This window comes from Nonomuraea sp. NPDC049141 (genome assembly GCF_040648415.1).
Lineage (GTDB): Bacteria > Actinomycetota > Actinomycetes > Streptosporangiales > Streptosporangiaceae > Nonomuraea.
Genome location: NZ_JBEZDR010000010.1, coordinates 343,260 through 365,513, shown reverse-complemented (window position 1 = coordinate 365,513; position 22,254 = coordinate 343,260). Strand labels below are relative to the sequence as shown.

At 71.3% G+C, this 22,254-nt stretch carries 17 protein-coding genes; 10 read left to right on the top strand and 7 right to left on the bottom strand.

The window, feature by feature from the left end; all coding sequences use genetic code 11:
* Nucleotides 1-81 precede the first annotated feature (81 nt).
* Both AB0B91_RS30795 and AB0B91_RS30790 read left to right on the top strand, forming a co-directional pair.
* Nucleotides 82-393 carry an STAS domain-containing protein gene (locus AB0B91_RS30795; RefSeq protein ID WP_358326959.1) on the top strand — a complete coding sequence of 104 codons (312 nt, stop codon included), beginning with the start codon at nucleotides 82-84 and terminating at the stop codon, nucleotides 391-393.
* Nucleotides 394-439: 46 nt separating this feature from the next.
* The gene (locus AB0B91_RS30790) at nucleotides 440-856 is read left to right on the top strand and encodes an ATP-binding protein (protein ID WP_358326957.1); all 417 of its coding nucleotides are present in this window, start codon (nucleotides 440-442) and stop codon (nucleotides 854-856) included.
* Nucleotides 857-967: 111 nt separating this feature from the next.
* Here the strand turns inward: AB0B91_RS30790 and AB0B91_RS30785 are convergent, their stop codons facing one another.
* Nucleotides 968-2,083 (bottom strand): hypothetical protein, encoded by a 1,116-nt coding sequence (locus AB0B91_RS30785; protein ID WP_358326955.1) that lies wholly within the window; start codon nucleotides 2,081-2,083, stop codon nucleotides 968-970.
* Nucleotides 2,084-2,470: 387 nt separating this feature from the next.
* Between AB0B91_RS30785 and AB0B91_RS30780 the strand changes: the two genes are divergently transcribed.
* The 5 genes from AB0B91_RS30780 (at nucleotide 2,471) to AB0B91_RS30760 (ending at nucleotide 11,501) form a co-directional block, all read left to right on the top strand.
* Nucleotides 2,471-3,796 carry an SWIM zinc finger family protein gene (locus AB0B91_RS30780; RefSeq protein ID WP_358326953.1) on the top strand — a complete coding sequence of 442 codons (1,326 nt, stop codon included), beginning with the start codon at nucleotides 2,471-2,473 and terminating at the stop codon, nucleotides 3,794-3,796.
* On the top strand, nucleotides 3,796-6,951 hold the full coding sequence (locus AB0B91_RS30775; RefSeq protein WP_358326951.1) for a DUF6493 family protein: 3,156 nt from the start codon (nucleotides 3,796-3,798) through the stop codon (nucleotides 6,949-6,951). Before AB0B91_RS30780 ends, AB0B91_RS30775 begins: the two co-directional genes overlap by 1 nt.
* Complete coding sequence (locus AB0B91_RS30770) at nucleotides 6,948-9,776, top strand: hypothetical protein (protein ID WP_358326949.1); 2,829 nt, start codon at nucleotides 6,948-6,950, stop codon at nucleotides 9,774-9,776. The genes AB0B91_RS30775 and AB0B91_RS30770 overlap by 4 nt, the downstream gene beginning before the upstream one ends.
* Nucleotides 9,777-9,820: 44 nt before the next feature.
* Nucleotides 9,821-10,159, top strand: coding sequence for an ATP-binding protein (locus tag AB0B91_RS30765; RefSeq protein WP_358326947.1), 339 nt, complete (start codon nucleotides 9,821-9,823; stop codon nucleotides 10,157-10,159).
* A 226-nt stretch (nucleotides 10,160-10,385) separates the two neighbouring features.
* Complete coding sequence (locus AB0B91_RS30760) at nucleotides 10,386-11,501, top strand: methyltransferase domain-containing protein (protein ID WP_358326945.1); 1,116 nt, start codon at nucleotides 10,386-10,388, stop codon at nucleotides 11,499-11,501.
* Between the two features lie 218 nt (nucleotides 11,502-11,719).
* Here AB0B91_RS30760 and AB0B91_RS30755 read toward each other — a convergent pair whose 3' ends face one another.
* On the bottom strand, nucleotides 11,720-13,252 hold the full coding sequence (locus AB0B91_RS30755; protein WP_358326943.1) for an isopeptide-forming domain-containing fimbrial protein: 1,533 nt from the start codon (nucleotides 13,250-13,252) through the stop codon (nucleotides 11,720-11,722).
* A gap of 308 nt (nucleotides 13,253-13,560) precedes the next feature.
* On the opposite strand from AB0B91_RS30755, the gene AB0B91_RS30750 reads away from it, so the two are divergent.
* On the top strand, nucleotides 13,561-14,280 hold the full coding sequence (locus AB0B91_RS30750) for a DUF4429 domain-containing protein (RefSeq protein ID WP_358326941.1): 720 nt from the start codon (nucleotides 13,561-13,563) through the stop codon (nucleotides 14,278-14,280).
* Nucleotides 14,281-14,422: 142 nt separating this feature from the next.
* Complete coding sequence (locus AB0B91_RS30745; protein WP_358326940.1) at nucleotides 14,423-15,607, top strand: DUF2786 domain-containing protein; 1,185 nt, start codon at nucleotides 14,423-14,425, stop codon at nucleotides 15,605-15,607.
* Between the two features lie 439 nt (nucleotides 15,608-16,046).
* Here AB0B91_RS30745 and AB0B91_RS30740 read toward each other — a convergent pair whose 3' ends face one another.
* The 3 genes from AB0B91_RS30740 to AB0B91_RS30730 are packed head-to-tail and all read right to left on the bottom strand — an operon-like array spanning nucleotide 16,047 to nucleotide 19,308.
* On the bottom strand, nucleotides 16,047-16,721 hold the full coding sequence (locus AB0B91_RS30740) for a GntR family transcriptional regulator (protein WP_358326938.1): 675 nt from the start codon (nucleotides 16,719-16,721) through the stop codon (nucleotides 16,047-16,049).
* A complete protein-coding gene (locus AB0B91_RS30735) occupies nucleotides 16,718-17,866 on the bottom strand; it encodes a CoA transferase (protein ID WP_358326936.1) in 1,149 nt (382 codons plus the stop codon). Before AB0B91_RS30735 ends, AB0B91_RS30740 begins: the two co-directional genes overlap by 4 nt.
* On the bottom strand, nucleotides 17,863-19,308 hold the full coding sequence (locus AB0B91_RS30730) for an aldehyde dehydrogenase family protein (RefSeq protein WP_358326935.1): 1,446 nt from the start codon (nucleotides 19,306-19,308) through the stop codon (nucleotides 17,863-17,865). The genes AB0B91_RS30735 and AB0B91_RS30730 overlap by 4 nt, the downstream gene beginning before the upstream one ends.
* 68 nt (nucleotides 19,309-19,376) lie before the next feature.
* Between AB0B91_RS30730 and AB0B91_RS30725 the strand changes: the two genes are divergently transcribed.
* Nucleotides 19,377-20,537: an acyl-CoA dehydrogenase family protein gene (locus AB0B91_RS30725; RefSeq protein WP_358326933.1), complete on the top strand. Its 1,161-nt coding sequence runs from the start codon at nucleotides 19,377-19,379 to the stop codon at nucleotides 20,535-20,537.
* A 5-nt stretch (nucleotides 20,538-20,542) separates the two neighbouring features.
* Here AB0B91_RS30725 and AB0B91_RS30720 read toward each other — a convergent pair whose 3' ends face one another.
* Nucleotides 20,543-21,604: a C45 family peptidase gene (locus AB0B91_RS30720; RefSeq protein WP_358326931.1), complete on the bottom strand. Its 1,062-nt coding sequence runs from the start codon at nucleotides 21,602-21,604 to the stop codon at nucleotides 20,543-20,545.
* Nucleotides 21,601-22,251 carry an FMN-binding negative transcriptional regulator gene (locus AB0B91_RS30715; protein ID WP_358326929.1) on the bottom strand — a complete coding sequence of 217 codons (651 nt, stop codon included), beginning with the start codon at nucleotides 22,249-22,251 and terminating at the stop codon, nucleotides 21,601-21,603. Before AB0B91_RS30715 ends, AB0B91_RS30720 begins: the two co-directional genes overlap by 4 nt.
* Nucleotides 22,252-22,254 lie beyond the last annotated feature (3 nt).

Sequence of the window (22,254 nt, the reverse complement as noted above, 5' to 3'; positions counted from 1 at the left end):
GAGCAGCCGGCCATACCCGACCGGCGGGCCGAAGTGCGTCACGGGGTGAGCCCGCCGTGCTCGGCAGAGGAAGGAATGCGCATGGACGTGGTGTCGGTCGGCACCGTAACCGACGGTCTGCTGGAGGTGGTGCTGCGCGGGGACATCGACTTCACCAACGCGGCCTGGGTACGGAAGACCGTGGCCTCCGCCGTGATCGACGAGCGTCCTTCCGTGGTGCGGATCGAGATGGGCGAGGTGGCCTTCCTCGACTCCTCCGGGATCGGCGTGCTCGTGGACGCGATGAAGGCGTCCGCCGAGGTCGAGGCGGCCTTCAGCGTGGAGCATCCCACTCCCCGGGTGTTCGACCAACTGCGCATAACGGGGCTGCTCACCGCGTTCGGGCTGGGCTGAGGGCGGCTGAATACCACCATGGTGTCCGCTCGGGGGCGAGGCGCCGATGAGTGAGCCCGACGAAGCCCTGGAGCTCCAGTACGACTTCGACTTCGACACGCTCGTCACGGTGCGGCGACTGGTGGAGCGGTACGCCGAGCGGCACCGTCTCACCGGGCAGGACCTGTACCGGTTCGTGGTCGCGGTCAACGAGATCACCACCAACGCGGTGCGCTACGGCGGCGGGGGCGGGCGGTTGAGCCTGTGGCAGGCCGACGGCCGGCTCTACTGCCGGGTCACCGACAACGGCCCCGGCCTGCCGCGACCGGACGAGCACGGCCACGATCCCGTACCGGCCGACAGCAGCAGCGGCCGGGGACTGTGGCTGGCCCGGCAGTGGGTCAGCCGCCTGACCATCGACACCGGCGCCGACGGCACCACCGTCACTCTGGAGGCCTCCGCTACGCAACCGAACCACCCCTGAGTAGGATCCTTCAGTTGAGCGGGGTGGGCTTGGTGATGATTTGTCGGCGACGAAGATCAGACTGACGACCTACATCGCCGCGAAAGACGGCATCGATGCGCGCTGTCCACATCAGTCATCATCTTCGCCTGGCGGCAGGGAGCGCACCCGCGTCGGCGGCGGATCGTCAGCGGCACCGCACCGCTCCAGCGCCTCGAGCACATTGCTCGGCTGCGTCATGTCAGCGCTGCGCTCCAGGTAGATGAGCTGACGCTGGGTCAGCGTACGCACCGCCAAGCGGCCCGCGTCCTTGATGACCAGGACTGACCCGACCAGTACCACCGCCTGCTCTGTGCCGTCGAGTGCCTGGATCAGCGTCGCCGCGGCCTGTGCCTGCTTGCTGTCGTTCTCGGCCTGTACGCTGTGCAGCGCTCGAAGTTCGGCGGCCCGGCGCAGCTCTTCGGCGATCTCCTTGGCGTCCGAGGACATCGCCAGGTCCGTGGCCTTCAGGCGAAACCGGCGGAACCACGAGCCCTCCAGCGGCTCAGAACGCGGCGTCACCTCCCATCCGAACGCCTCACCGAACTGCCGCAGCGCCTTCTCCACCGCCGGCGCGCTCTCCGCGTCCCCCAGATAGGCGAAGCCCTCCTGGGTGCCTCTGGGCAGCAGCGACTCGCGCAGTGCGTCCAGCACGTCGTCGTCCGGCCCGGCCGGCATCATCTCCAGAGCCGGATCCGGCTCCACCGCATCCCGCCTGACGTCGGCGAGCGCCTGCATGACCAACGCCCGGGAGAACGCGTCTTTCAACGGATCGGATGACGGCCGGTAGCCGAAGAAGGCGAGGAAGGCCCTTTCATACCCGTCGACAGGCCGAGCTCCCAGCCGAGGCCGCACCTCGTCCGGTGCCGGCACGAGCTCCGATATCCGGCGCTCCGGATTCAGTGCCGCCAGGGCGTGATCCACGTCAGGTGAGGTCGGCAGCCCGATCTGGCGAGTCACATCTCGCGAAATCTTCGCATCGCCCGCCAGGGTCGCGCCTCCGCCCGCGGCACGCGCGTCGAGCCACGCGCGCAGTATGAACCGCCAGCCGCCCGGAGTGATCCGTTCGGCGCCGGACAGGTCGAAGACCAGCCAGCGCTCATTCTGCTCCAGGCGCGCGCCCAGCAATCGCGCAGCCTCCTTCGCTACACGGTCGTCAACGACCCCGCGCAGCGCTATCACGATTACCTGGGGCCTGGAACGAACCATGGCTCCTCCTTCGCGAATAGCCTGTATTGAGGATACGCAATCCCGCGACAGGACTAGCGATCAGATAACCCATATGAGTTGTTATGTAAGTTATCGACCCCTGTTGTCCCACTTGACGCTGATAAACCATCTAACGGCAAGTGGTCAGCGGGCTCGTATTTCGGTGGGCAAGGGGGTTGCGCCGCCATCGGGACCCGTACGCGGCCCGAACACCGCGCGGGAAGAAGTGCGGCCGCAGCCTCCTTTGGTCCCATGAGCGACTGAAGGCCACTCTCCTCGACAAATTACCCAGTTCGCCCGGCAGAGGGGGTGAATGTTCACAGGTTCTTTCATCTCCTCGACAGCTGCCGCGCCGGTTTGTCGGTGGGGCGATCTATTGTCCCGGCCATGACTTCAGCGACGCAGGCGTACACGTACGCCGCGCCCTCCTCCCTTGTCGACGGTCGTCTCGGATTGGCGACCTCCGGCGGCCGGGCCCTGTCCGGCCCGGCCGTGGCTCCCCGGTTCTTCAGCGGCGTGGTGACCCAGGCGGCCCCCGCCGCGGCGGGCCTGCTCGGCGTCGCCGATGTGGCACTGGCCCGCTACCACCAGCCGCAGGCGCGGCCCGGCTGGGTGCGGGACCCGGTGGTGACGTGCAACGGAGACCGGTTGCGGTTCGAGTCGTTCTCGGCCTGCGGCGGCGTGTACGCCCGGCTTGATCTGCTGAACGGCACGCTCGACGGCGAGGTGTTCGACCGAGGCACCACCAACGTCGACGTGAACGCGGCGCTCCGGGAGGCGCTGGCGCGCATCGGCGCGCGTGACCCGTTGCACCTGGGAGTGGGCCTCGACGAGCTGGTCGTGACCACGATGGACGGCGCGGTGGTGGAGAAGAAGGTGCCGCTGCCCGAACGCTGGTTGCGCGGATTCGCCGAGGTGCAGGTCATCGCCTCGGGCATGGACCAGCGCGGTGAGCTGGCCGGCATGGCGGCGGTGCGGTTCCTGCGCGGGCTGCCCAGGAAGGGCACGGTGTGGGTGGCGCAGGCGGGGCGTGAGCTGAAGGTCTCCGACCGTCAGGTTCCGGGCTCGGTCCAGCTCGCCGGCCCCAACCGGCTCGGCACCCTCCTGCCACTGCTTCGCTTCGCGAAGTCCCTGCGGGTGTACGGCCCGGCCGACGCCGCCTCCAGCGCCTGGGAGCTGGAGCTGCCGGGCATGCGCTACACGCTCACCCTCTCGCCCGAGCGCTGGCGCGGCTTCTCCGGCGAGGGCGCGGTGCTCGACGATCTGGCCACCGACGAGGCCGAGAACGACGCCGACGTGGTGGGCATGCTGCTCAACTTCGAGCCCGAGGTCGAGATCGGCCTGCTGGCCGACCGCGCGGGCATCCCCGCAGACCGGGTGCGGACCGCGCTGACGCAGCTCGGCGTGGCCGGCCGGGTCGGTTACGACCTGTCGGAGGCCGCCCACTTCCACCGTGAGCTGCCCTATGACAAGGACAACGTGATCCTGCTCAACCCGCGGCTGGCCAAGGCGCGCAAGCTCGTCGACGCGGGCGCCGTGCACCTCGAAGGCGAGTCGGCCACCGTCCGCACCTCGGGCGGCGCGCGCCGGGTCTCGCTGGCCGACGGCTCCTGCACCTGCGAGTGGTGGTGGGACCATCGCGGCTCCCGTGGGCCGTGCAAACACGTGCTGGCCGCCCGGATCGTCGCCCGCGCCGCCGTGGAGGTCTCCTGATGACCCTCTGGACGGAGATCTGCGATCTGATCACCGGCAACCAGGTCACCCGCCTGGCCGACCGGCTGGTCACGCTCACCGAAGAGGAGCGCGCCGAGCTGGGCGGGCGGTTGCCCGGCCTCGTCAAGGAGCTGCGCGGCGCCCTCACCGAGGAGCTGCGCGCCCAGCATCCCCACGACTTGGAGGAGATGGTCTTCTGGGATTTCGGCGACCTGCTGAACGAAGTGGCCGGCGCGCTGCTGCTGACCGGTGTCGGCGTCATCACCGGTCCGGCGGCCGCCGTGACGTGGATGACCAGCCGCGACGTCAACCGCCGCTGGGCCGAGGACCTGGACGTCGCCCAGGTGTGCCGGGTGGCGGCCACCCGCCCCTGGGAGTGGCGTCGCGATGTCGCGGTCCGGCTGGCCCAGCGGTTGCGCCGTCCCGCCGACCGCATCGCGCCGCTGGCCGTGGCGCTGCTGCGCGAGTCCGGAGCCGTGCCGCCCGACCACGACCCGCTGGTGGCCGCCTGGCTGGCCGCGCCGAGCGTGGCCGGTGACCCGCTGACCCCCGTGCTGCTGCCTCGTGTCTTCACCGCCGACGGCGCGGGCCGCGCCCTCCGTGACGAGCGGCTGGAGCCCCGGCCAACCCGCTGGCTGGCCGCCACCGCCCGCGAACTACCCAGGGAGCAGGTGCTCGATGGTTGCGTGAGCCGTTTCCTGCGCGGCGGCGAGGCGCAGGACCTGCGTTTCTTCGTACGGCTGCACACGCTCCTCGACCCCACGCCCGCGGAGTCCGCTCCCCGCCTGCGCGACTACCTGCGGTTGTTGCCGTCGGCTCCGGGCACGGTCGCCGAACTGGCCGCGGGGCAGGTGCGCGGGGCGATGCCGCTGGACCACGCCGACCTGGTCGAGGCGGTCGACGCGCTCACCTTCCGGGACGAGGCCAAGTTCGCCGCCACGGGCCTGCGCTGGCTCGACCAGGCGATCCGGGCCAAGCCCGAGGTGGCCGCCGACTTCGTGACCGCGCTGACCACGGCGTACGCGCACAAGTCCTTCGATGTCCGCAACCGCGCGGTCGGGCTGACCCTGAAACACGCCGGCCTGTTCGCCGACCACGCCGAGGCGATCCTCGACGGCGTCCGCCACCTCCCCGCCGACCTGGGCGCGAAGCTGGCCGAACGGTTCGGCGGGGAGGCCCCGGTCGAGGAGCTGCCGGCGCGGAAGGAGTTCCCGCCGCTGCCCGAGCTGCCGGACGCGCGGCGGTTCCCCGAGCCGTCGATCTTCCCCGACCACCACGAGCGCTGGATCGGCCAGGAACGCTGGCTGGCGGCCTTCGTCGCCGGGATCGCCGACGACCGGGCGAAACTGCGCCGCACGCTCGAGCCCCACGTCGAGCAGAACCAGCGCCACTGGCGGTCCAGGAAGGTGCGCCTCGACCCCGACGACTGGCAGTCGGCGCTGGCCGCCGAGCTCGTCACCCCCGGCAGCGTGCCGGAGCTACCGCCGATCGAACCGGAGACGTTCTGGGACAGCGCGAACCACTCCGTAGAAGTGCGCGCCCTCACCCGTGGCGAGGAGCCCGACGCGGAGCCGTCGCCCCGGCGGATCATGGTGGGCGGCGCCTATCGGCCCGGCCGCCATCTCGACGACGACACCCCGCTGCGCGCCTTCTTCATCACCTGGACCAGCGACGACGGCCCGACCGGGGCGGTGGCCCACGAGGGCGACCGGCAGATCCCCTTCGTCAGAGGCCGGATCCACCTGAACGGCTCCCCCACCGACGACGGACTGCCGGGTCACCTCCGTCCGGCGCGGCCGAGGCCCGGCGTCTTGTACGACGACTCCGAGGAGGCCATGCCGTCCTCCATCCTCGACCACGCTTACGAGCGCATGGCCGAACTCGGCGTGGACCCCGACCGGATCGCGGCGATGCGGGCGGGAGAGCAGGTGCCCCCACCGAACCCGGGCGAGCCGCTCGTACAGGCGACCGTCGTCTTCGTGCCGCCCCGGCTGCGTTCCTTCATGCCCAAGGCGCTGCCCGAGCACGACGAGTGGCGGCGGCGCAACCAGCTGCCCCACCCCGATCACGTCTCCCCGCCCCACGACTTCCTGCTGCACCGCTACGCGGAACTCACCGAGGCCCTGCGCGACGGCACCCTGCCGCCGGTGCTGCTGGCCACCCCGACCTGGATGAGCGGCCACCTCGACCCCGACGTACTGATCGACCGGCTGGAGACCTGCGCCGCCGCCGGCGTGGAGCCGCCCCCGGCCGACCTGGCGCAGGCGCTGCTGCGGCTGCCCCGGGGCGGCCACCCGGCCGCGGCCGACCGGGCCGCCGAAATCGACTCGGCGGCGGCACGCTCGGCCGCCCGCTGGCTCGTCGGCGACGGCATGGCCGACCCCGAGTGCGGCCACGTGTGGCGCCACATGGTCGAAGCGTCCATGGTCGAGTTCGGCGACGGCGAACCGGAACACTTCACCCAGGTCAGGCTGCAGCCCGTGCTGCGGGTGACGGCCCCGAGCGGGCATCGGCTGATCGACGAGGTGCTGCTGCGCCAGCCGTTCGACTGGACGACCGACAAGTTCGGCGGCGCGCTCAGGGCGTGGCCCGCTATGGTGCCCTCGCACCGCGAGGTCGTGGCCGTCAACTTCCTGCCCTTCCTGCTGCGCGGCCACTGGGGCGCGGGGATGGTTCCGGCGGACATCACCGGCCTGGAGATCGCCCAGGGCCCGATGGGCGAGTCCACGGCGGTGATCCTCGCCTTCCTCCTGGCCGACAGCATGCCCAGCGTGATCCCGCTGGTCCTGAGCATGGCCGCCAGGGGCGAGCTGCCCGCCGAGGCGATCGGCCGCCAGCTCGCGCTGATACTGCGCCGCACCTGGCAGGAGACCCGCCCCGCCATCGCGGCCCTGACCGAGCTGGCCGACGCCGGCGGCCACCAGGAGGTGTGGCGCATCCTGCGCGCCCTGCTGCCCGGGATGCTGCCGCAAGAGGGGCAGCGCATCACCGTCACCCACGCCGAACTCGTCGCCTTCGCCGCCGACGTGGCCCGCTGGACCGGCGCGCGCGGGGAGATCCCGATCGTCGGCGAGTTCGCGCGGAGCCGCCGGACGATCCGCTTCGTCCACGAGTGCAAGCGCCTGCACGCCCAGCTCACCGGAGCCACGTCATGACCTCTGACGACATCCGTACCGAGATCAGGAATCTCGTGCTCAACCACGACGCCGAGGGTCTGGCGTCGCGGTTGCCGAAGCTCACCGACGCCGAGCGGGGCGCCGTCGCCGCCGAGTTGCCGAGCCTGCTCGCCGAGCTCCGCGCGAACCCGCTACTGGCCGCCACCGTCGGCTGGGACGCCTTCGACTGGACCGCCGGCGACCAGGTCACCGGCTCGTCCGAGGTGCTGATGATGGTCGGCGCGGCGACCATTCCCGGCCCGGCCGGGGTGGCCACCTGGCTGATGAAGCGCGACCTCAATCCCCGCTGGTCCGGCGCGCCGAGCCCGCACCGGCTGGTGAAGGCGGTCTCCGGCCGCCCGGTGGCCTGGCGTGCCGATCTGGCGGTACGGCTCGCGCGCCGCATCCGCCGTCCCGACGACCGGATCGTACCGCTGGCCTTGGCACTGCTGCGCGACGGCGAGGCCACCCCACCCGACCACGAGCCGCTGGTGACGGCCTGGCTCTCGGCGGTGGGCGTGGCCAAGGACCCGCTGACGCCCCACCTGCTTCCGAAGATCTTCGAGGCGCCCGGCGCGGGCCGGGCGCTGGTCAACGAGACGCTCACCCCGAAGCCGTCCCGCTGGCTGGCCCTGACCGCCCGCACGCTGCCGCGCGAGCAGATCATCACCGGCTGCGTACGCCGTTTCCTGCTCGGCGGCGACGCGCGGGACCTGCGTTTCTTCGTCCGGCTGCACACGCTCGTGGCACCCACACCAGAGGAGTCGGCCGGACGGCTGCGCGACTACCTGCGTCTGCTGCCCACCGCGCCGGGCCCGGTAGCCGAGCTGGCCTGGCAGCAGGTGCGCCAGGCGCGGCTCGACCCGGCGGACGTCGCCGAGGCCATCGAGGCGATGACCTTCCGCCAAGAGGCCAAGCTCGCCGTGAAGGGCCTGACCTGGCTCGACCGCGACCTAGGCCACCACCCGGAACGTGTGGCCGACCACGTCACCGCGCTGACCAACGCGTACGCGCACGCCTCTCACGAGGTGCGCGACCGCGCCGTCACCCTCACCCTCAAGCACGCCGGCCACCTCACCGACCCCGCCCCGATCCTGGAGGCGGCCGAACTACTGCCCCCAGCCTCGGCCCGGCAGCTCTTCGAGCGCTTCATCGAAGGCTGGACCAGCGACTTCGCCCCCGGCCGCCGGCCCGAGGCCACCGTCCCCGGACCGTTCCCCACCTCCGGCCTGGAGAGCGGCCCGCCGGAGGAGATCGGCTGGATCGACGTCGAGGCGTGGCTGGCGGCGGTCACGCGGGAGGCACATGCGAACCCGGAATCCCTGAAGGAAACGCTGGCCCGGCGCTTCGGCGAACACCTGCGGCCGGTGCTCTACGACGCGCCGACGTGGCAGTCCCCGCGTGACTGGTGCACCGCGCTGGCCAGGGAACTCGTCAACCCCGGCGAAGATCCGGGGCCGCCCGCGTCCCGTCCGCCGAGGCAGCGCCCGTCGTACCGGAGGATGATCTCCGAGGAGCAGCGGGCCGTCCCCGGCCTGTCCGGCGATCTCGGGCAGGCCCTGTACGACGGCATGGTGAACCTCGCGGCCACGGCCTTCGAGCTGTTCCCCGGCCTCCGCACGATCGTCCCGCTCCACGAGATGCCCGACTACGTACAGGAGGACATTCTGCGGACGACCGACGTCCAGACCGACCTCTACGACCCGAAGGCGCGACCGGCGCCCGCCCCCTGGAACCGCCTCCCCCACTTGCGGGAGTGCGCCCGCCCCCACGCCTTCCTCCTGTCCCGCCTCGACGAACTCCTGCGCGCGGCGAAGGCCGGAGCCCTGCCCCCGATCCTGCTGGCCACCCCCACCCGCGCCGACGGCCACCTCGACCCCGAGACCTTGCTCAACCGCCTGGCCGTGTGCGCGGACTCCGGCTGCGAACCGCTCCCGCTGGACGTGGAACAGGCCCTGTTACGCCTCCCGCCCCATCCCGCCCCCGACCTGGCCGAACGCGCGAAGAGCATCGGCTCGGCGGCCGCCGCGATGGTGGCCCGCTGGTTCGAGCACGGCGCGCCCCCACCTCCGGAGGTGGAGCTGACCTGGACCCTCGACCTCGGCTCCCGCGTCGTGCCCTACGACGACCAGGTCCTCGACCAGCGCGGCATCGCCAACGTGAGCTGGCAACCCGTGGAGCCCACCGGTCTCACCCACCTCGACGCCCTGCTGACCGCGCCCGAGATGCGCCCGTTCCGGCGTATGTCACGTCCCTTCTGGCCTGGCATGATGCCCCACCACCGGGAGCTCGCGGCGACTCATCTGGCCATCGGCCTGATCGACCGTTTCGACCCGCCCGACATCGCGATCGACGACCTCCGCGACCTGACCCTGGCCGAAGGCGCGTCCGGCCCGGCGACAGCCCTGGTCCTGGCCTACTTCCTCACCATGGAGAGCGACGAAGCGGTGCCCCCACTGCTTCAGCTGGCGGCCAGGGGCGCGCTCCCCGCCGCCGAGACGGGCCGCCTGCTGGGCCTGCTCGGCCGGCGCACCCGCTACGAGGCCGGCCCCGCGTTGCCCTCACTGGAGCTGGCCGCCAAGCAGGGCGCGCACGCCGAGGTATGGACGATCATGCGCCACTTCCTGGCCGTCTTCCTCCCGAGAGAGGGCGAGCGGGCCCAGCGTCCGCACACCGACGCCGTCGTACTGGCCACCGACATCGCCACGTGGGCCGGCGCGCGGGGCGAGATCCACGAGGTGGCCGCCCACGCGAAGAAGCGCGGTTCGTCCTCGCTGACCCGGGCCTGCCGGAGCCTCCACCGGTTCCTGACCCGGGAGACCTGATCGCCTCAGCCGGGACGACCACCGACTGCCGATCTTGACGGAGTGTGCGATTTCATGGCTTGATCAGGACATTTGGATCTTTCCCATTGCCTACCGAGCGGAGATCGTGGCAGGCCGACGGCCGGCTCTACTGCCGGGTCACCGACAGCGGACCCGGCCTGCCGCGGCCGTACAAGCACGGCCTGCCTCCCGTGCCACCCGGCAGCAGCAGCGGCCGGGGGCTGTGGCTGGCCCGGCAATGGGTCGACCGCCTGACCATCGAGAGCGACGCCAACGGCACCAGCGTCATCATGGTCCTCTCAGTGGTAGGTGGGAGCCGACAGGTGCCCGGTACCGGGCACCGTCACACTGAGCTCGAGGGTCTACCTCATCTAACTGGATGACCTCTTGTCGATAACGGACGGTAGTCATATGGTCGCGGAGACGGTTCTTTTCTAGGCGAGGAAAGGCTCTCCGCGTGGGCAAGCACGAAGGCGAAAAGCCCAAGTCGAAACCGCTCGAGCTCCCGAAGCATGACAAGAACACGGGCGATGGGGACGGCAGTGGTGGCAAGCATGAGGGGGACGGAAAACAAAGGTGATGCCCGACCTCGAGGCAAGCATCGACGGCATGATCGCTGCGATCAGCGGGACTCGGGCCCCGATCCGCGGCACGATCGCCAACGCGCTACATGCGGTGCCAAGGCACCTGTTCGTGCCCTCGTTGGGAGTGGCTCTGACCCACGCAGGCCCCGAGCTGATCGACCGGCGCCGCGACCCAGAGGCATGGTGGGCGGCTGTGTACGGACCATCCGCCATCGTGACGCAACTGGACAAGGGTGCAACGGACATCCGCGACGTGGAAGGGCGCTACACCTCTTCCAACTCGGCCCCGGGCACAGTGGTCGACCTGCTCACGCTGCTCGATCCCGATCCCGGGCACCGCATACTCGAGGTCGGCACCGGTACCGGGTGGACGGCCGCGCTGTTGTCCCACCTGGTCGGCGACGCCGCTCGTGTGACATCGATGGAGATCGATCCGGCAGTCGGCGAGCAGGCGGGAAAGGCTCTGGCCGCAGCCGGCGTGCACCCGCACCTGATCGTTGGCGATGGGGCGGCCGGCTGGCCAGAGGGAGCCCGGTACGACCGCGTGCACGTCACGTGCGCCGTCCATACCGTTCCGTACACCTGGATCGAGCAATGCCGTCCCGGCGCGGTCATCGTCACGCCGTACTCGCCCGGGTTCGACACCGACCATTCGCTACGGCTCGTCGTCCTGCCGGATGGCAGCGCCGTCGGGAGGTTCCCGGGCTACGCCTCGTACATGATGATGCGCTCCCAGGCCGCTACGCCGGGAGATCCGGACGACGGTAGCGGCCGACGGTTCACCACCGCCGTGGATCCCCGCACGATCACGTACGCGCCGGCCGGCGCCGGCCTGGTCATGTCAGCCCTGACCGGTTTGCGTATGCGGCTCGACGATGAGAAGAGGGTGTTCCTCGTCGACCCTGGCGACCCTGGCCGGTGGGGCGCCGCCATCCATGAGCCCGACGGCGAACCGTGGGTGTATGAGCTCGGCGACCGTCACCTCTGGGAAGAGGCCACCAACGCCTACTTCGAGTGGGTGAGCAGGGGTGAGCCGGGCCTCGATCGGTTCGGCATGACCGTCACCCCCGACGGCCAACAGCTCTGGCTCGACGCACCCGAGGCCACCATCGGCCCGCGCCGACGGTCGGCCGCCGCGTGACACATCAGACTTGAACGTCAACCACGACGACATGATCACCGAGTCGCTTCCTGGACGAGGCGCTCGGCACTGACCTGCGCGAACGCGATCCTGTGCATCACCTGGATCGTCACCAAGGCCGAAGACGTGTCGCCCGGCCTGGACGGCCGCGTCCCTGCCACGGGGCAAACGGTGGCAGGGACGCTTTCCGGTCGAATGCGTCGACCGGCGGCCTGTTGTTAGCTCTTCGCTTCCTTGATGCAGTACGGGCAGAAGGGTTCAGGGTCGACGCAGATCTTGACGGTGTCGGAGTCGTTGGCGGGATCGAGATCCAGCTCCTTGCCGTCGGCGGTGGCCGTGTTGGTCGTCTCGCCGACCGCTGTGGCCTTGGCATGGACGGTCAACGTGGCCGAGGCGCCACTGGCCAGCGCGCCGACCATCCACATCCCGCTCGCCGGCGCGTAGGTCCCGGTGGAGGCCATGGCGGACATGAAGGTGAGGTTGGACGGCAGCATGTCCTTGACCATGACCCCCGTCGCGCCGTTCGGGCCGGCGTTGCGTACGGTGACGCGGTAGGTGACGGTCTGGCCCACGGTCACCTTGGTCGAATCGGCGGACTTGACCACGCTCAGGTCCACGGCCGGATTGACCTCGGTAACGGCGTCGCCGCTGGTAGAGGTCAGCTGCTCCGGCTCCGGGCCGAGCCGGTTCTCGTAGTCGGCCGTCGCCTGGTTGGTCACCTTGCCGCCCGCGGCGTCCCGACCGACCTTGACCTTGAACTCCACGGTGGTGCCGCCGGGCAGGCTCGCGGCGTTGGGCAGCGAGCCCCCAGCCGTGGGGGTGGCGCCGTTCCCCAGGGTGAAGGAGACCTTGCCGGCGTCGAACTCGCCCTGGTCGTCGCCCATCTGATCGGTCTTGGTCCCGCTGCCCGGGCCGTCGGCCACCCGGAGCGAGCCGGGCACGTAGGTGGTCCCGGCCGGGACGGTGTCGGTGAGGCGCACGTTCTCCGCCGGGGCGCCGCCCTTGTTGACCGCGGTGACCCGGTAGGTGATCACGTCGCCGACGTCGACCGGTCCCTGCGGGCTCGCGGTCTTGGTGAGGACAACGCACGGTGCGGTCGCGAAGGAGATGTCATCGAGCAGGTTGCCGAAGGTGGGGTTCCCTCCGGCCGCCGAGACGGAACGGAAGGCGAACCTGGTGGTCGTCTGTCCCGCGGGCACGATGTAGGTGCCGGAGTAGGTGCCCCAGCTCCCGGTGCCGTCCGACATGACCCGCTGTTGCACAGCGCCGATGTCCAAGGCCATCGTGTCGACCCCCAGCCGACCGCGGTGGGACAGCCGCCAGTACAGCTTCGTCCCCGGGGTGGTCGCGTGGTCCTGGTACAGGGTCGAGACCTGGTTGGCGTTCAGCTCGGCGAGTTGCCTGCCCTCCTTGGGCGGGGTGTTGGCCGGGTTCGGCGGGCTGGCCCACAGCTCGATCATGTGGTCGGTGGCGGTGGTGAGCCAGCCGGGCACGTGGTTCGGCGCGCCGGTCTGCGAGGCGTCGGGGAACGAGGCCCACGTCCCGCGGCTGACGACCGGCTGCTCGAAACCGCCGTTGACCAGCGACACCTGGTCGGGGCATGAGGCGGGATCCGGCGCGACCCGCGGAACCGCCGGGGCGGTGACGGCAGGTGCGGCCTCGGCCGGGACCGCGCCGAACAGCGTCAGCGGAAGGGCCACCGCCGCGAGGGCGGCGACCGGGTAACACATCCCTCGGATGTGCCTCATCATGATGTTCCTCTCGTCGCGGAGAACTGCCTTCAGCCACCGGGCCGGGAAAACCGGCACCGGCGCCGGACGGCAGCCTCGCCCGACGAGGGCACGCGGCGGCACGCGACACGTGCGGTCGCACCAACAGTTGGCTTGATCTTGTTCAGCGCATACACGGCCCTCGGCATCGCCGGCGGTCTGTCCGCCCCACTACTTCGTCCGGCCGGCGCCAGCGTGCGCCGGCGGGAGGGCTCCAACGCAGGCCAAGATCCCGGCGGTGGCCGCCCGTCTGCGCAGCCGCCAGTGTTCGGGCACCTATCCTTGCTCGCATGGGTGACGTACTGAAGGGGCGAGGTTGCGCGTGGGAGTTCGAGGACGGAGGGCTGCGCATTACGCCTGAGCCGGGTAAGGCGTCGAAACTGAGCATGGAGCTCGGTGAGCGGTTCGTGCCGTACGTCGCGCTGGCCGATGTCATGCTGGAGCCTGGTGCACGCGGCAGGGTGGTGTTGCGGGTGGTTCCCCGGGAGGGAGCCGATCCGGTCATGTCCGCGGCAACGGGGCAGCTCCAGGAGTCGCTCGATCCGTACCGGCTGGTGCTGCCCGCCGCCACGAAGACGCTGGCCGATCAGTATGCCGACGAGATGCGCGCAGCCCTGTCCGAGCGCGGTCCGGCTGAGCGGTTCCTGATCGCCGGCCCTTCGGTGCCGCGTAGTTTCAAGGCATGGGACGGTGAGGCCGCCTTCGACGGGCAGGCTGTCACCTTCACCTGGTTCTCGTCCGGAGCTTCCCCGGCCAAGTACACGGCAGGTGACCGGCGTTACCCGATCACCGAGATCGAGGGCGTCGAGTGGAATGCACTGGAGGACGCTCGCGGGTCGTTGCGGCTGCGCATCCGTGGGCACCAGGCCCTCTCCAACCCCAACAACGATCCCGCCTCCGTCGTGTTCGGCATTGGCTGGGGAGCCACGCATCACTCCCTGCCCTTCGCCGCCGCCGTGCTGGCCGCCGTACAAGCTCCCATGATCGAACAGGTCGCGGCGGAAGGCTGAGCTGCGAGCCGTCGTGGTTGCGTTTTGACGGGATACAGGGTCAGCCGGGGTCGGTCAGGACCTCGCCGCCTTCCACCGCGCCGGCGACGAGGTTCCGTCGCGGTAGGGTTCTGGCGGACTTTCTTCAAGGTGGACGGCACGTGTGAGTAAGGCTGATGAGCTGATCGGCGCGGCGATGGAGGCCCTTGCCCGCGAGGATGAGGCAGCCTTCGACTCCGCCGCCGCCTTCCTGGCCGACCGGGACGACGCCGATCGCGTGCTGGTGGAGGTTGTGACCCGTACGATCTCGGGGTTGTGGCGGAACGGCTGGCAGCCCGCCGACGTGGTCAGGATCGCGGCCAGGCGGCTGACCGACTGGCACGGGCGGGCGGCGGCTGACCTCATCGCCTGGGAGATGCGGGACTACGCGCCGGCCACGGTGGATGAGCGCTGGCGCGACCAACTCGCCGGCCTGGAGGCCGCGGTGTGGTGGAAGGGCGGCTACCTGGCGGCGCGGCAGGCACGCGACGGGGCCAGCCGGCTGGTGACCGTCTCCGGTGGGCTGGAGCTGCTGGGGCTGCTGACCGGGCTGCCGCGGCTGGAGTCGTTGAGCCCGCGGCCCGGGGCCGCTCGCCGTACGGTCCAGGCACGCTCACACGCGGTCAGCGAGAAGACGTTCGCGCGGGTGCGGGCGCTGCTTGCCAAGGCGGAGTCGACGACGTACCCGGCGGAGGCGGAGACGTTCACGTCGGCGGCGCAGAGCTTGATGGCGAAGTACAGCATCGACGCGGCGATGCTGGACGCGCAGCCAGGCGGAGGTGAGGCCCCGGCGGGCATCCGGATCGGCATCGACGCGCCGTACGAGCAGCCCAAGGCCGTGCTGCTCGACCTCATCGCCGAGGCCAACAGGTGCCGGGTGATCTGGTCGAAGGAGCTGGGGTTCGCCACCGTGCTGGGGTTCTGGGCGGACCTGTCCTGGGTGGAGGTGCTGTTCACCTCGCTGCTGGTGCAGGCGCAGACCGCGCTGGTGAACTCGGGCACCAAGAAGCACGGCACCGGCCGGTCGAGGAACAAGACGTTCCGCCAGTCGTTCCTGTCGGCGTTCGCCTCCAGGATCGGGGAGCGGCTCGCCGAGGCCACGGCGGGTGCGGTCTCGCAGGAGAGCGCCAGCCGGGGCACCGACCTGGTGCCGGTGCTGGCGGCCCGCGAACAGGAGGTGGAGCAGGCGGTCGAGCGCATGTTCCCGAACCTGGTCTCGCACGCGGTCCGCACGTCCTGGGACCGGGAGGGCTGGGCGGCCGGCCGTACCGCCGCCGATCAGGCCAGCCTCGGGGCGCGAGACCGATAGCGGCTGCTCCTGCCGTCGTTGACGGTGGGATGTGGAGGTGGCGCAGCTGGCAATGGCTCGTGTGTGGGTCAGCAGGAGATGCGGTTGTGTCGATCCCGAGACCGGACGTCAGCGAGGGACGTAGGGTCCGCGCCTGTCGGTGGATGACGAGCACAGCAGCTGGTATTACGCGGTGCGGCTACGCAGCCTGGACGGGCGGCGGCAGCGCATCCGCCAGGGCGGTTACGCGCCCACTATGACCGGCGACGCGCCGAAGGCGATCGACACTCCAGCGCGCTACGCAACACCTTCAACCGGATGCTCGGCTGCTTGCACAACGGCGTGACCTACAACGAACATGTGCCATTCCCGCCGCGTTCGAGGGCAACGGCTTGACACCTTAGGCAGATCGGATGTCTGCGACCGTCGGATGAGAAGTCCGCCGCGCCGAACCCGCCGGTCAGCCGACCGTACCGGGAGCCAGTTGCGCCTCTATGGCGGTCACCGCGTGGGCACGATGCGCGGCCAGCACGCGCACCACGGCCTCCGCGTCGCGGCGGCGCAGGAGGTCGAGTGTGGCGCGGTGTTCCTCGATGACCCGCTGCCTGTTGGGCTCTTCGCCGTAGTACAGGGAGCGGTAGGCGTCGGTGGAGTCCCACAGTGTCCTGATCAGCCGGACCAGCCGCGGCAGCGCCGACCACTCGAAGATCGTCATGTGGAAGCGGCGGTTGGCCTCGGCCATCTCCAGCACGTCGCCGGCCGCCGCGGCCCGCTCGACCTCGGCCTGCGCGCGTTCGGCCGCCTCCAGGCCGGCGTCGGTGAGGCGCTCGACCGCGCGGCGGACCGCCTCGGCCTCGAGCAGCTCGCGGATCAGGTAGACCTCGCGCAGGTCGTCGAGCGACAGCCGCTGCACGCAGTAGCCGCGGTGCGCCTTGTACGTGACCAGCCCCTCGCCCTCCAGCGTCTTCAGCGCCTCGCGCAACGGGACCCGGCTGACGTCGAACTCCTCGGCCAGCGCCTCCTGCCTGATCGGGTCGCCCGGGCGCAGGCGGCCCGTGGTGATCGCCCGCCTGAGCTCCTCCAGGACGAACTGCTGGGCCGTGGGCGGCCTGCGGTGCCCTTCTACCGAGGTCATTGCCCCAATATCTCACGGACCCAGTCCGCGTCCTGCCCGAGCGAGGGGGGCGGGAGGCGGTACGCGGGCGGTGTCGCGCCGAGGCCGATGGGGTTGGCCACCTGATCGCCGGCCAGTGGCTCCAGCCCCAGTTCCGTGGCGAAGGCGAACGCCGCGTCCAGGGTGTTGATCGGCCCGCACGGCACCCCGGCCGGGGTGAGCGCGGCGAACCACTCGTCGGCCGTGCGCGCCGCCAGCGCCCGGTCGAGCTCGCCCACGAGCTCCTCCCGGCAGGCGACCCGGCCGCTGTTGGCGGCGAACCGGGGATCTTCGGCCAGGTCGGCCCGGCCCAGCACCTCGCACAGGGCGCGGAACTGCCGGTCGTTCCCGGCCGCGATGACGATCGGCCGGTCGGCGGCCTGGAACACCTCGTACGGCACGATGCTCGGATGCCGGTTCCCCATGGCCTTCGGCACCACCCCGGCGGCGGCGTACCCGGAGGCGTGGTTGGTCAGGGCCGACAGCAGCGACGACAGCAGCGACACCGACACCCGCTGTCCCTGCCCGGTGGCGTCGCGATGGCGCAGCGCGGCCAGGACGCCGAGCCCCGCGTGCAGCCCGGTGATCACGTCGACGAGGGCAACGCCCGCCTTCGTGCCGGGACCGTCCGGCTCACCCGTCACGCTCATCAGCCCGCCGACGGCCTGCGCGATCAGGTCGTACCCGGGCAGTTCCGCGCCCTTGCCCGCGCCGAACCCGGTGATCGAGCAGTAGACCAGCCTGGGGTTGGCGGCGCTCAATTCGGCGTAGCCGAGGCCCAGCCGGTCCATGGTGCCGGGCTTGAAGTTCTCGACGAGCACGTCGGCGCGGGCGGCCAGCGCGCGGGCCACCTCCAGGTCGGCCGGGTCGCGCAGGTCGAGGGCGATCGAGCGCTTGTTGCGGTTGACGGCCAGGAAGTAGGTGGCCACTCCCCCGGCGTGCGGCGGCCCCCACGAGCGCGTGTCGTCGCCGGCGCCGGGGCGTTCCACCTTGACGACGTCGGCGCCGAGGTCGGCCAGCAGCATGGTCGCGTACGGGCCGGCCAGCACCCGGCTGAAGTCGGCGACCAGCAGCCCGGACAAGGCGCCGCCGCTGTGCTCGCCGGTTCGCTCACTGCGCTCGCTCACGCCGGCGCCCCCAGGTAGACGGTCACGGTCTGGGTGAAGAACTCGCGGGCCGCCCGCCCCTGCTCCCTGGGCCCGAAGCCACTGAGCTTGGTCCCGCCGAACGGCACCCACGGGAAGGTGCCCGCCGACTCGGAGTTGACGTGCAGCACGCCGACCTCCAGGTGTTCGACGGCTTGGAGGGCGGCGCCGAGGTCCCTGGTGAAGATCGCCGCCGACAGGCCGTGCTCACTGTGGTTGGCCAGCCGCAGCGCCTCCTCGGGACCTGAGGCTCGCACGGCGCCCACGACGGGGCCGAACAGCTCCCTGCTCCACACGTCCACATCGGTGCCCGGCAGCGCGAGCACGGTCGGCGGCGTGAACCAGCCGGCCGCGAGGTCACCCTCGGTGTACGGCCGCGCGCCCGCCAGCACGGTGGCGCCCTGCCCGAGCGCGTCGCGCACACCCGCCCACACCCGGTCCCTGGCCGCGGCGCTGACCAGCGGGCCCATGTCCACCCCGGCGCCGAGTGGGTCGCCGACGACGAGTTCCGCCGCCCTGGCGGCCACCTTGCGCAGCAGTTCGTCGGCGACGGACTCTTCGACGACCAGCCGGGAGGTGGCTGTGCACTTCTGCCCGGTGGACCGGAAGGCGCCCGCGCACACCTGCTCGGCCGCGTGGTCGAGGTCGGCGTCGGCCAGGACGACGGCGGCGTTCTTGCCGCCCATCTCGGTCTGCACCGGCTTGGCCAGCTCGCCGCAGCGCGCGATGACGGCCCGGCCCACTTCGGTGGACCCGGTGAAGGAGACCACGTCCACGCCGGGGTGGCCGATGATCGCCGCGCCCGCGTCGGCCTCGCCGTACACGAGGTTGAGCACGCCGGCGGGCAGGCCGGCGTCGACGAGCGCGCCGGCCAGGCGGGCGGCGAGCAGCGGGACGAGCGAGGACGGCTTCCACACGACCGTGTTGCCGTAGGTGAGGGCGGGCGCCAGCTTCCAGGCGGGGATCGCGATCGGGAAGTTGAACGGGGTGATCACCCCGGCCACGCCGACCGGCTTGCGCATGACGAGGAGGTTCTCGCCGCGGCGGGGGGAGGCGTAGATCTCGCCGCTCTCCCGGTCGGCCTCGGCGGCGTAGTAACGCAGGATCCTGGCCGCGCCGCGTACTTCCGCCACACCCTCGGGCAGGGTCTTGCCCTCTTCGCGGCTCAGCTCGCGGCCCCACTCCTCGGCGGCGGCGTCGATCAGGGCGGCGGCCCCGGAGAGCACGGCCGCGCGTTCGTGGTGCGGGGTGGCCCGCCAGCCGGGGGCGGCGGCGCGGGCCGCCCGGATCGCCAGCTCCACCTGCTCGGATGAGGCGGCGTGGCCGCGGGCGACGACCTCATCCGGCCTGGCGGGGTTGGTGTCGGTGAACTCCGCGCCGGATCCCTCGATCCAGCGGCCGTCTACGAGGTTCAGGATGTCCATGGTCAACGCACCTTAACTGTGTCATATTGGATAATCAATATTGGATCCAAAATACAGGGAGCGTGGACATGCACCCCTCCGCCCTCTTCGCCATCGACGGTCTGCTCACCGACGAGGAGCACGACATCCGCCAGACCGTCCGCCAGGTGTGCGACCGGGAGATCCGGCCGTACGTCGCGGACTGGTTCGAGGCGGGCGCGCTGCCCGCCCGCGAGCTGGCCCGGTCGCTCGGCTCCGTCGGCGTCCTCGGCATGCACCTCGACGGGTACGGGTGCGCGGGCCTCGGCGCCGTCGCCTACGGCCTGGCCTGCCTGGAGCTGGAGGCGGCCGACTCCGGCCTGCGCAGCCTGGTCTCGGTGCAGGGTTCGCTGGCCATGTACGCGATCTGGAAGTACGGCAGCGAGGAGCAGAAGCACGAGTGGCTGCCCGCGATGGCGGCCGGTGAGCGCATCGGCTGCTTCGGCCTGACCGAGCCCGACTTCGGCTCCGACCCGGCGGGCATGCGGACGACGGCCAAGCGCGACGGCTCCGACTGGGTGCTGAACGGCACCAAGATGTGGATCACCAACGGCTCGGTGTCCGACGTGGCCGTGGTCTGGGCGCGGACCGAGGAGGGCATCCGCGGCTTCCTGGTGCCCGCGGGGACGCCCGGCTTCGCCGTACACGATCTCAAGCGGAAGGTCTCCCTGCGCGCGAGCGTGACGAGCGAGCTGGTGCTGGACGGGGTGCGGCTTCCTGAAGAGGCGATGCTGCCCGGCGCCCGCGGCCTGTCCGGGCCGCTCGGCTGCCTGAACGAGGCCCGGTTCGGCATCGTGTTCGGCGCGATGGGCGCGGCGCTCGACTGCCTGGAGACGGCGCTCGCCTACGCGGCCGAGCGGGAGATCTTCGCCCGGCCGCTCGCCTCCTTCCAGCTCACCCAGGAGAAGCTCGCCGACATGACGCTGGAGCTGGGCAAGGGGCTGCTGCTGGCGGTGCATCTCGGGCGACTGAAGGAGCGGGGCGAGCTCACCCCCGAGCAGGTGAGCGTCGGCAAGCTGAACAACGTGCGCGAGGCGATCGACATCGCCAGGACGTGCCGCACGCTGCTCGGCGCGAGCGGCATCACCCTGGAGTACCCGGTGATCAGGCACGCGGTCAACCTGGAGTCCGTGCTGACCTACGAGGGCACCTCGGAGATCCACACGCTGGTGGTGGGCAAGGCGCTGACCGGGGTGCCCGCGTTCCACTGACGGGCTCAGAAGGTCTGCCAGGTCGCATCGGTGACCTGGCAGAGCCTGCCCTTGTGCACCCGCATCTCGGCCGCGGCCACGTCCAGGCTGATCACCGCGAGCGTCTCCCAGCGCTGGTCGAGCGGCAGCGCGGGGTCGGCGTGCGCGCAGACCGGCGCCACCGGCCCGTGGCTGGTCATCGCCCGCGCCCTGGCCGTGGCGTCCGGGTCGCCCAGCTCGCCGGTCCGCTCCTCCAGGTGTTCGAGCCTGGCGTAGGTGCCCGGCCGCTCGGTGCCCAGCCGCTCCCCCGCGCTCAGCGCGCCGTCCAGGAAGTGGTTGGCGTGCAGCAGGACGCCGGCGGTGTCCGCCTCGACGACCGCGACGCCGTCCGGGCAGATCTCCAGCGACCTGGCCCCTTCCACGGTGACCACGGTGATCACGGTGGACGCCGACGTCCTGGCCGACCTGGCGATCTCGGTGGCCTGCTCCAGGGTGGCGGCCTCGTCCAGGATCCGGCGGGCGACCACGTGCACGGGCACGCCGGCGTTCGCGTTATCCGACTCGTGGCGCAGGATGTTGAAGTGCGCGCCCAGTCCCGCGCTGTTCACGCCGATCTTGGCCAGCACCCCGAACTCGGTGAAGGTCCGTACCTTGTGTCCCTCGCGCAGCTCGTACGCCCACAGCAGCGGCGCGTCGCGCAGGTGGTCGTGCCAGTCCCAGGTCTGCGTCGTGCGCGGCGGCAGCCCGCCGCCGAGCACCACGGCGGTGGAGCACTCGCCCTCCCCATCGTGGCGCAGCGCGGCCAGGATCTCGGTGCGCGCGTTGACGACGGCGACCTGCCAGGGCTCCAGGCCGCACCCCGTCGCGATGCCGCCGATCTCCTCGGCGAGCTCCGGCGCCCACGCGGCCGTGCTGTCGAGCGCCCGCTCGCCCAGCTCCCTGACCCGTCCGGCGTGCGCGCCGCTCACCTCGAACAGCCGCAGGTAGCCGTCGAGATTGGCGTGTACGGCCTCGCGCCAGCGGGCGCCGAACTGCCTGCCGCGTCCGGCCGCGTCAAGGCAGGTGGAGGTATAGGAGGGAAAGGTCATCTGGGGTCCACCTCGTCCATCAGTGCCGCGACGGCGGCGCCCGCGTCGCGGTGGACCCGGTGGCGCTGCTCGTCGTCCTTGTCCTGGCTCAGCTTGAACACGCTCTGCTCGGCCGTGACCCGCACGCGGAAGGCCGCCACGCCGGACACGATCCTGGCGAAGACCTCCTCGGAGGCCGGGCTGGGCCGCCAGCTCGGCGTCCGCGGCGACTCCATCGCCTCCACGGTGCGCCGCACGACGTCCAGGGGGTCGGGGTGCGGCTCGATCAGTCCGGTCAGGTGGACGGCCGCGTAGTCCCAGGTCGGCACCGCGGGGTCGACGGCGTAGCTCGTCGGCGAGACGTAGCCGTGCGCACTGGAGAAGACCACGAGCACCTCGGGCGCCGTTGACTCGGGCGCTTTGGGCGCGGACCCGTCAGCGGTGGCAGCCGGGTCCCAGGCCCGCCAGTGCGGGTTGACTCTGGCCATGTGGCCGAGCAGCGTCGCCCCCACGAACGTGGACTCGCCGCCGCTCTCGACGATGACGGGCACGTGGGTGGCCACGGGCGCGCCGCCGGTCGCGGTGATCACCAGCGCGAACGGGTTCTCCCGCACCAGCCGCGCCACGTGCGTGCAATCCGGCGCCGCAAAACGGGGGAAGCTATACATTTC

Bases quoted from the DNA above. Each gene is read 5' to 3' on its own strand.
- AB0B91_RS30795 (WP_358326959.1), top strand. From the start codon at position 82: ATGGACGTGGTGTCGGTCGGCACCGTAACCGACGGTCTGCTGGAGGTG.
- AB0B91_RS30790 (WP_358326957.1), top strand. From the start codon at position 440: ATGAGTGAGCCCGACGAAGCCCTGGAGCTCCAGTACGACTTCGACTTC.
- AB0B91_RS30785 (WP_358326955.1), bottom strand. From the start codon at position 2,083: ATGGTTCGTTCCAGGCCCCAGGTAATCGTGATAGCGCTGCGCGGGGTC.
- AB0B91_RS30780 (WP_358326953.1), top strand. From the start codon at position 2,471: ATGACTTCAGCGACGCAGGCGTACACGTACGCCGCGCCCTCCTCCCTT.
- AB0B91_RS30775 (WP_358326951.1), top strand. From the start codon at position 3,796: ATGACCCTCTGGACGGAGATCTGCGATCTGATCACCGGCAACCAGGTC.
- AB0B91_RS30770 (WP_358326949.1), top strand. From the start codon at position 6,948: ATGACCTCTGACGACATCCGTACCGAGATCAGGAATCTCGTGCTCAAC.
- AB0B91_RS30760 (WP_358326945.1), top strand. From the start codon at position 10,386: ATGATCGCTGCGATCAGCGGGACTCGGGCCCCGATCCGCGGCACGATC.
- AB0B91_RS30755 (WP_358326943.1), bottom strand. From the start codon at position 13,252: ATGATGAGGCACATCCGAGGGATGTGTTACCCGGTCGCCGCCCTCGCG.
- AB0B91_RS30750 (WP_358326941.1), top strand. From the start codon at position 13,561: ATGGGTGACGTACTGAAGGGGCGAGGTTGCGCGTGGGAGTTCGAGGAC.
- AB0B91_RS30740 (WP_358326938.1), bottom strand. From the start codon at position 16,721: ATGACCTCGGTAGAAGGGCACCGCAGGCCGCCCACGGCCCAGCAGTTC.
- AB0B91_RS30730 (WP_358326935.1), bottom strand. From the start codon at position 19,308: ATGGACATCCTGAACCTCGTAGACGGCCGCTGGATCGAGGGATCCGGC.
- AB0B91_RS30725 (WP_358326933.1), top strand. From the start codon at position 19,377: ATGCACCCCTCCGCCCTCTTCGCCATCGACGGTCTGCTCACCGACGAG.
- AB0B91_RS30720 (WP_358326931.1), bottom strand. From the start codon at position 21,604: ATGACCTTTCCCTCCTATACCTCCACCTGCCTTGACGCGGCCGGACGC.
- AB0B91_RS30715 (WP_358326929.1), bottom strand. From the start codon at position 22,251: ATGTATAGCTTCCCCCGTTTTGCGGCGCCGGATTGCACGCACGTGGCG.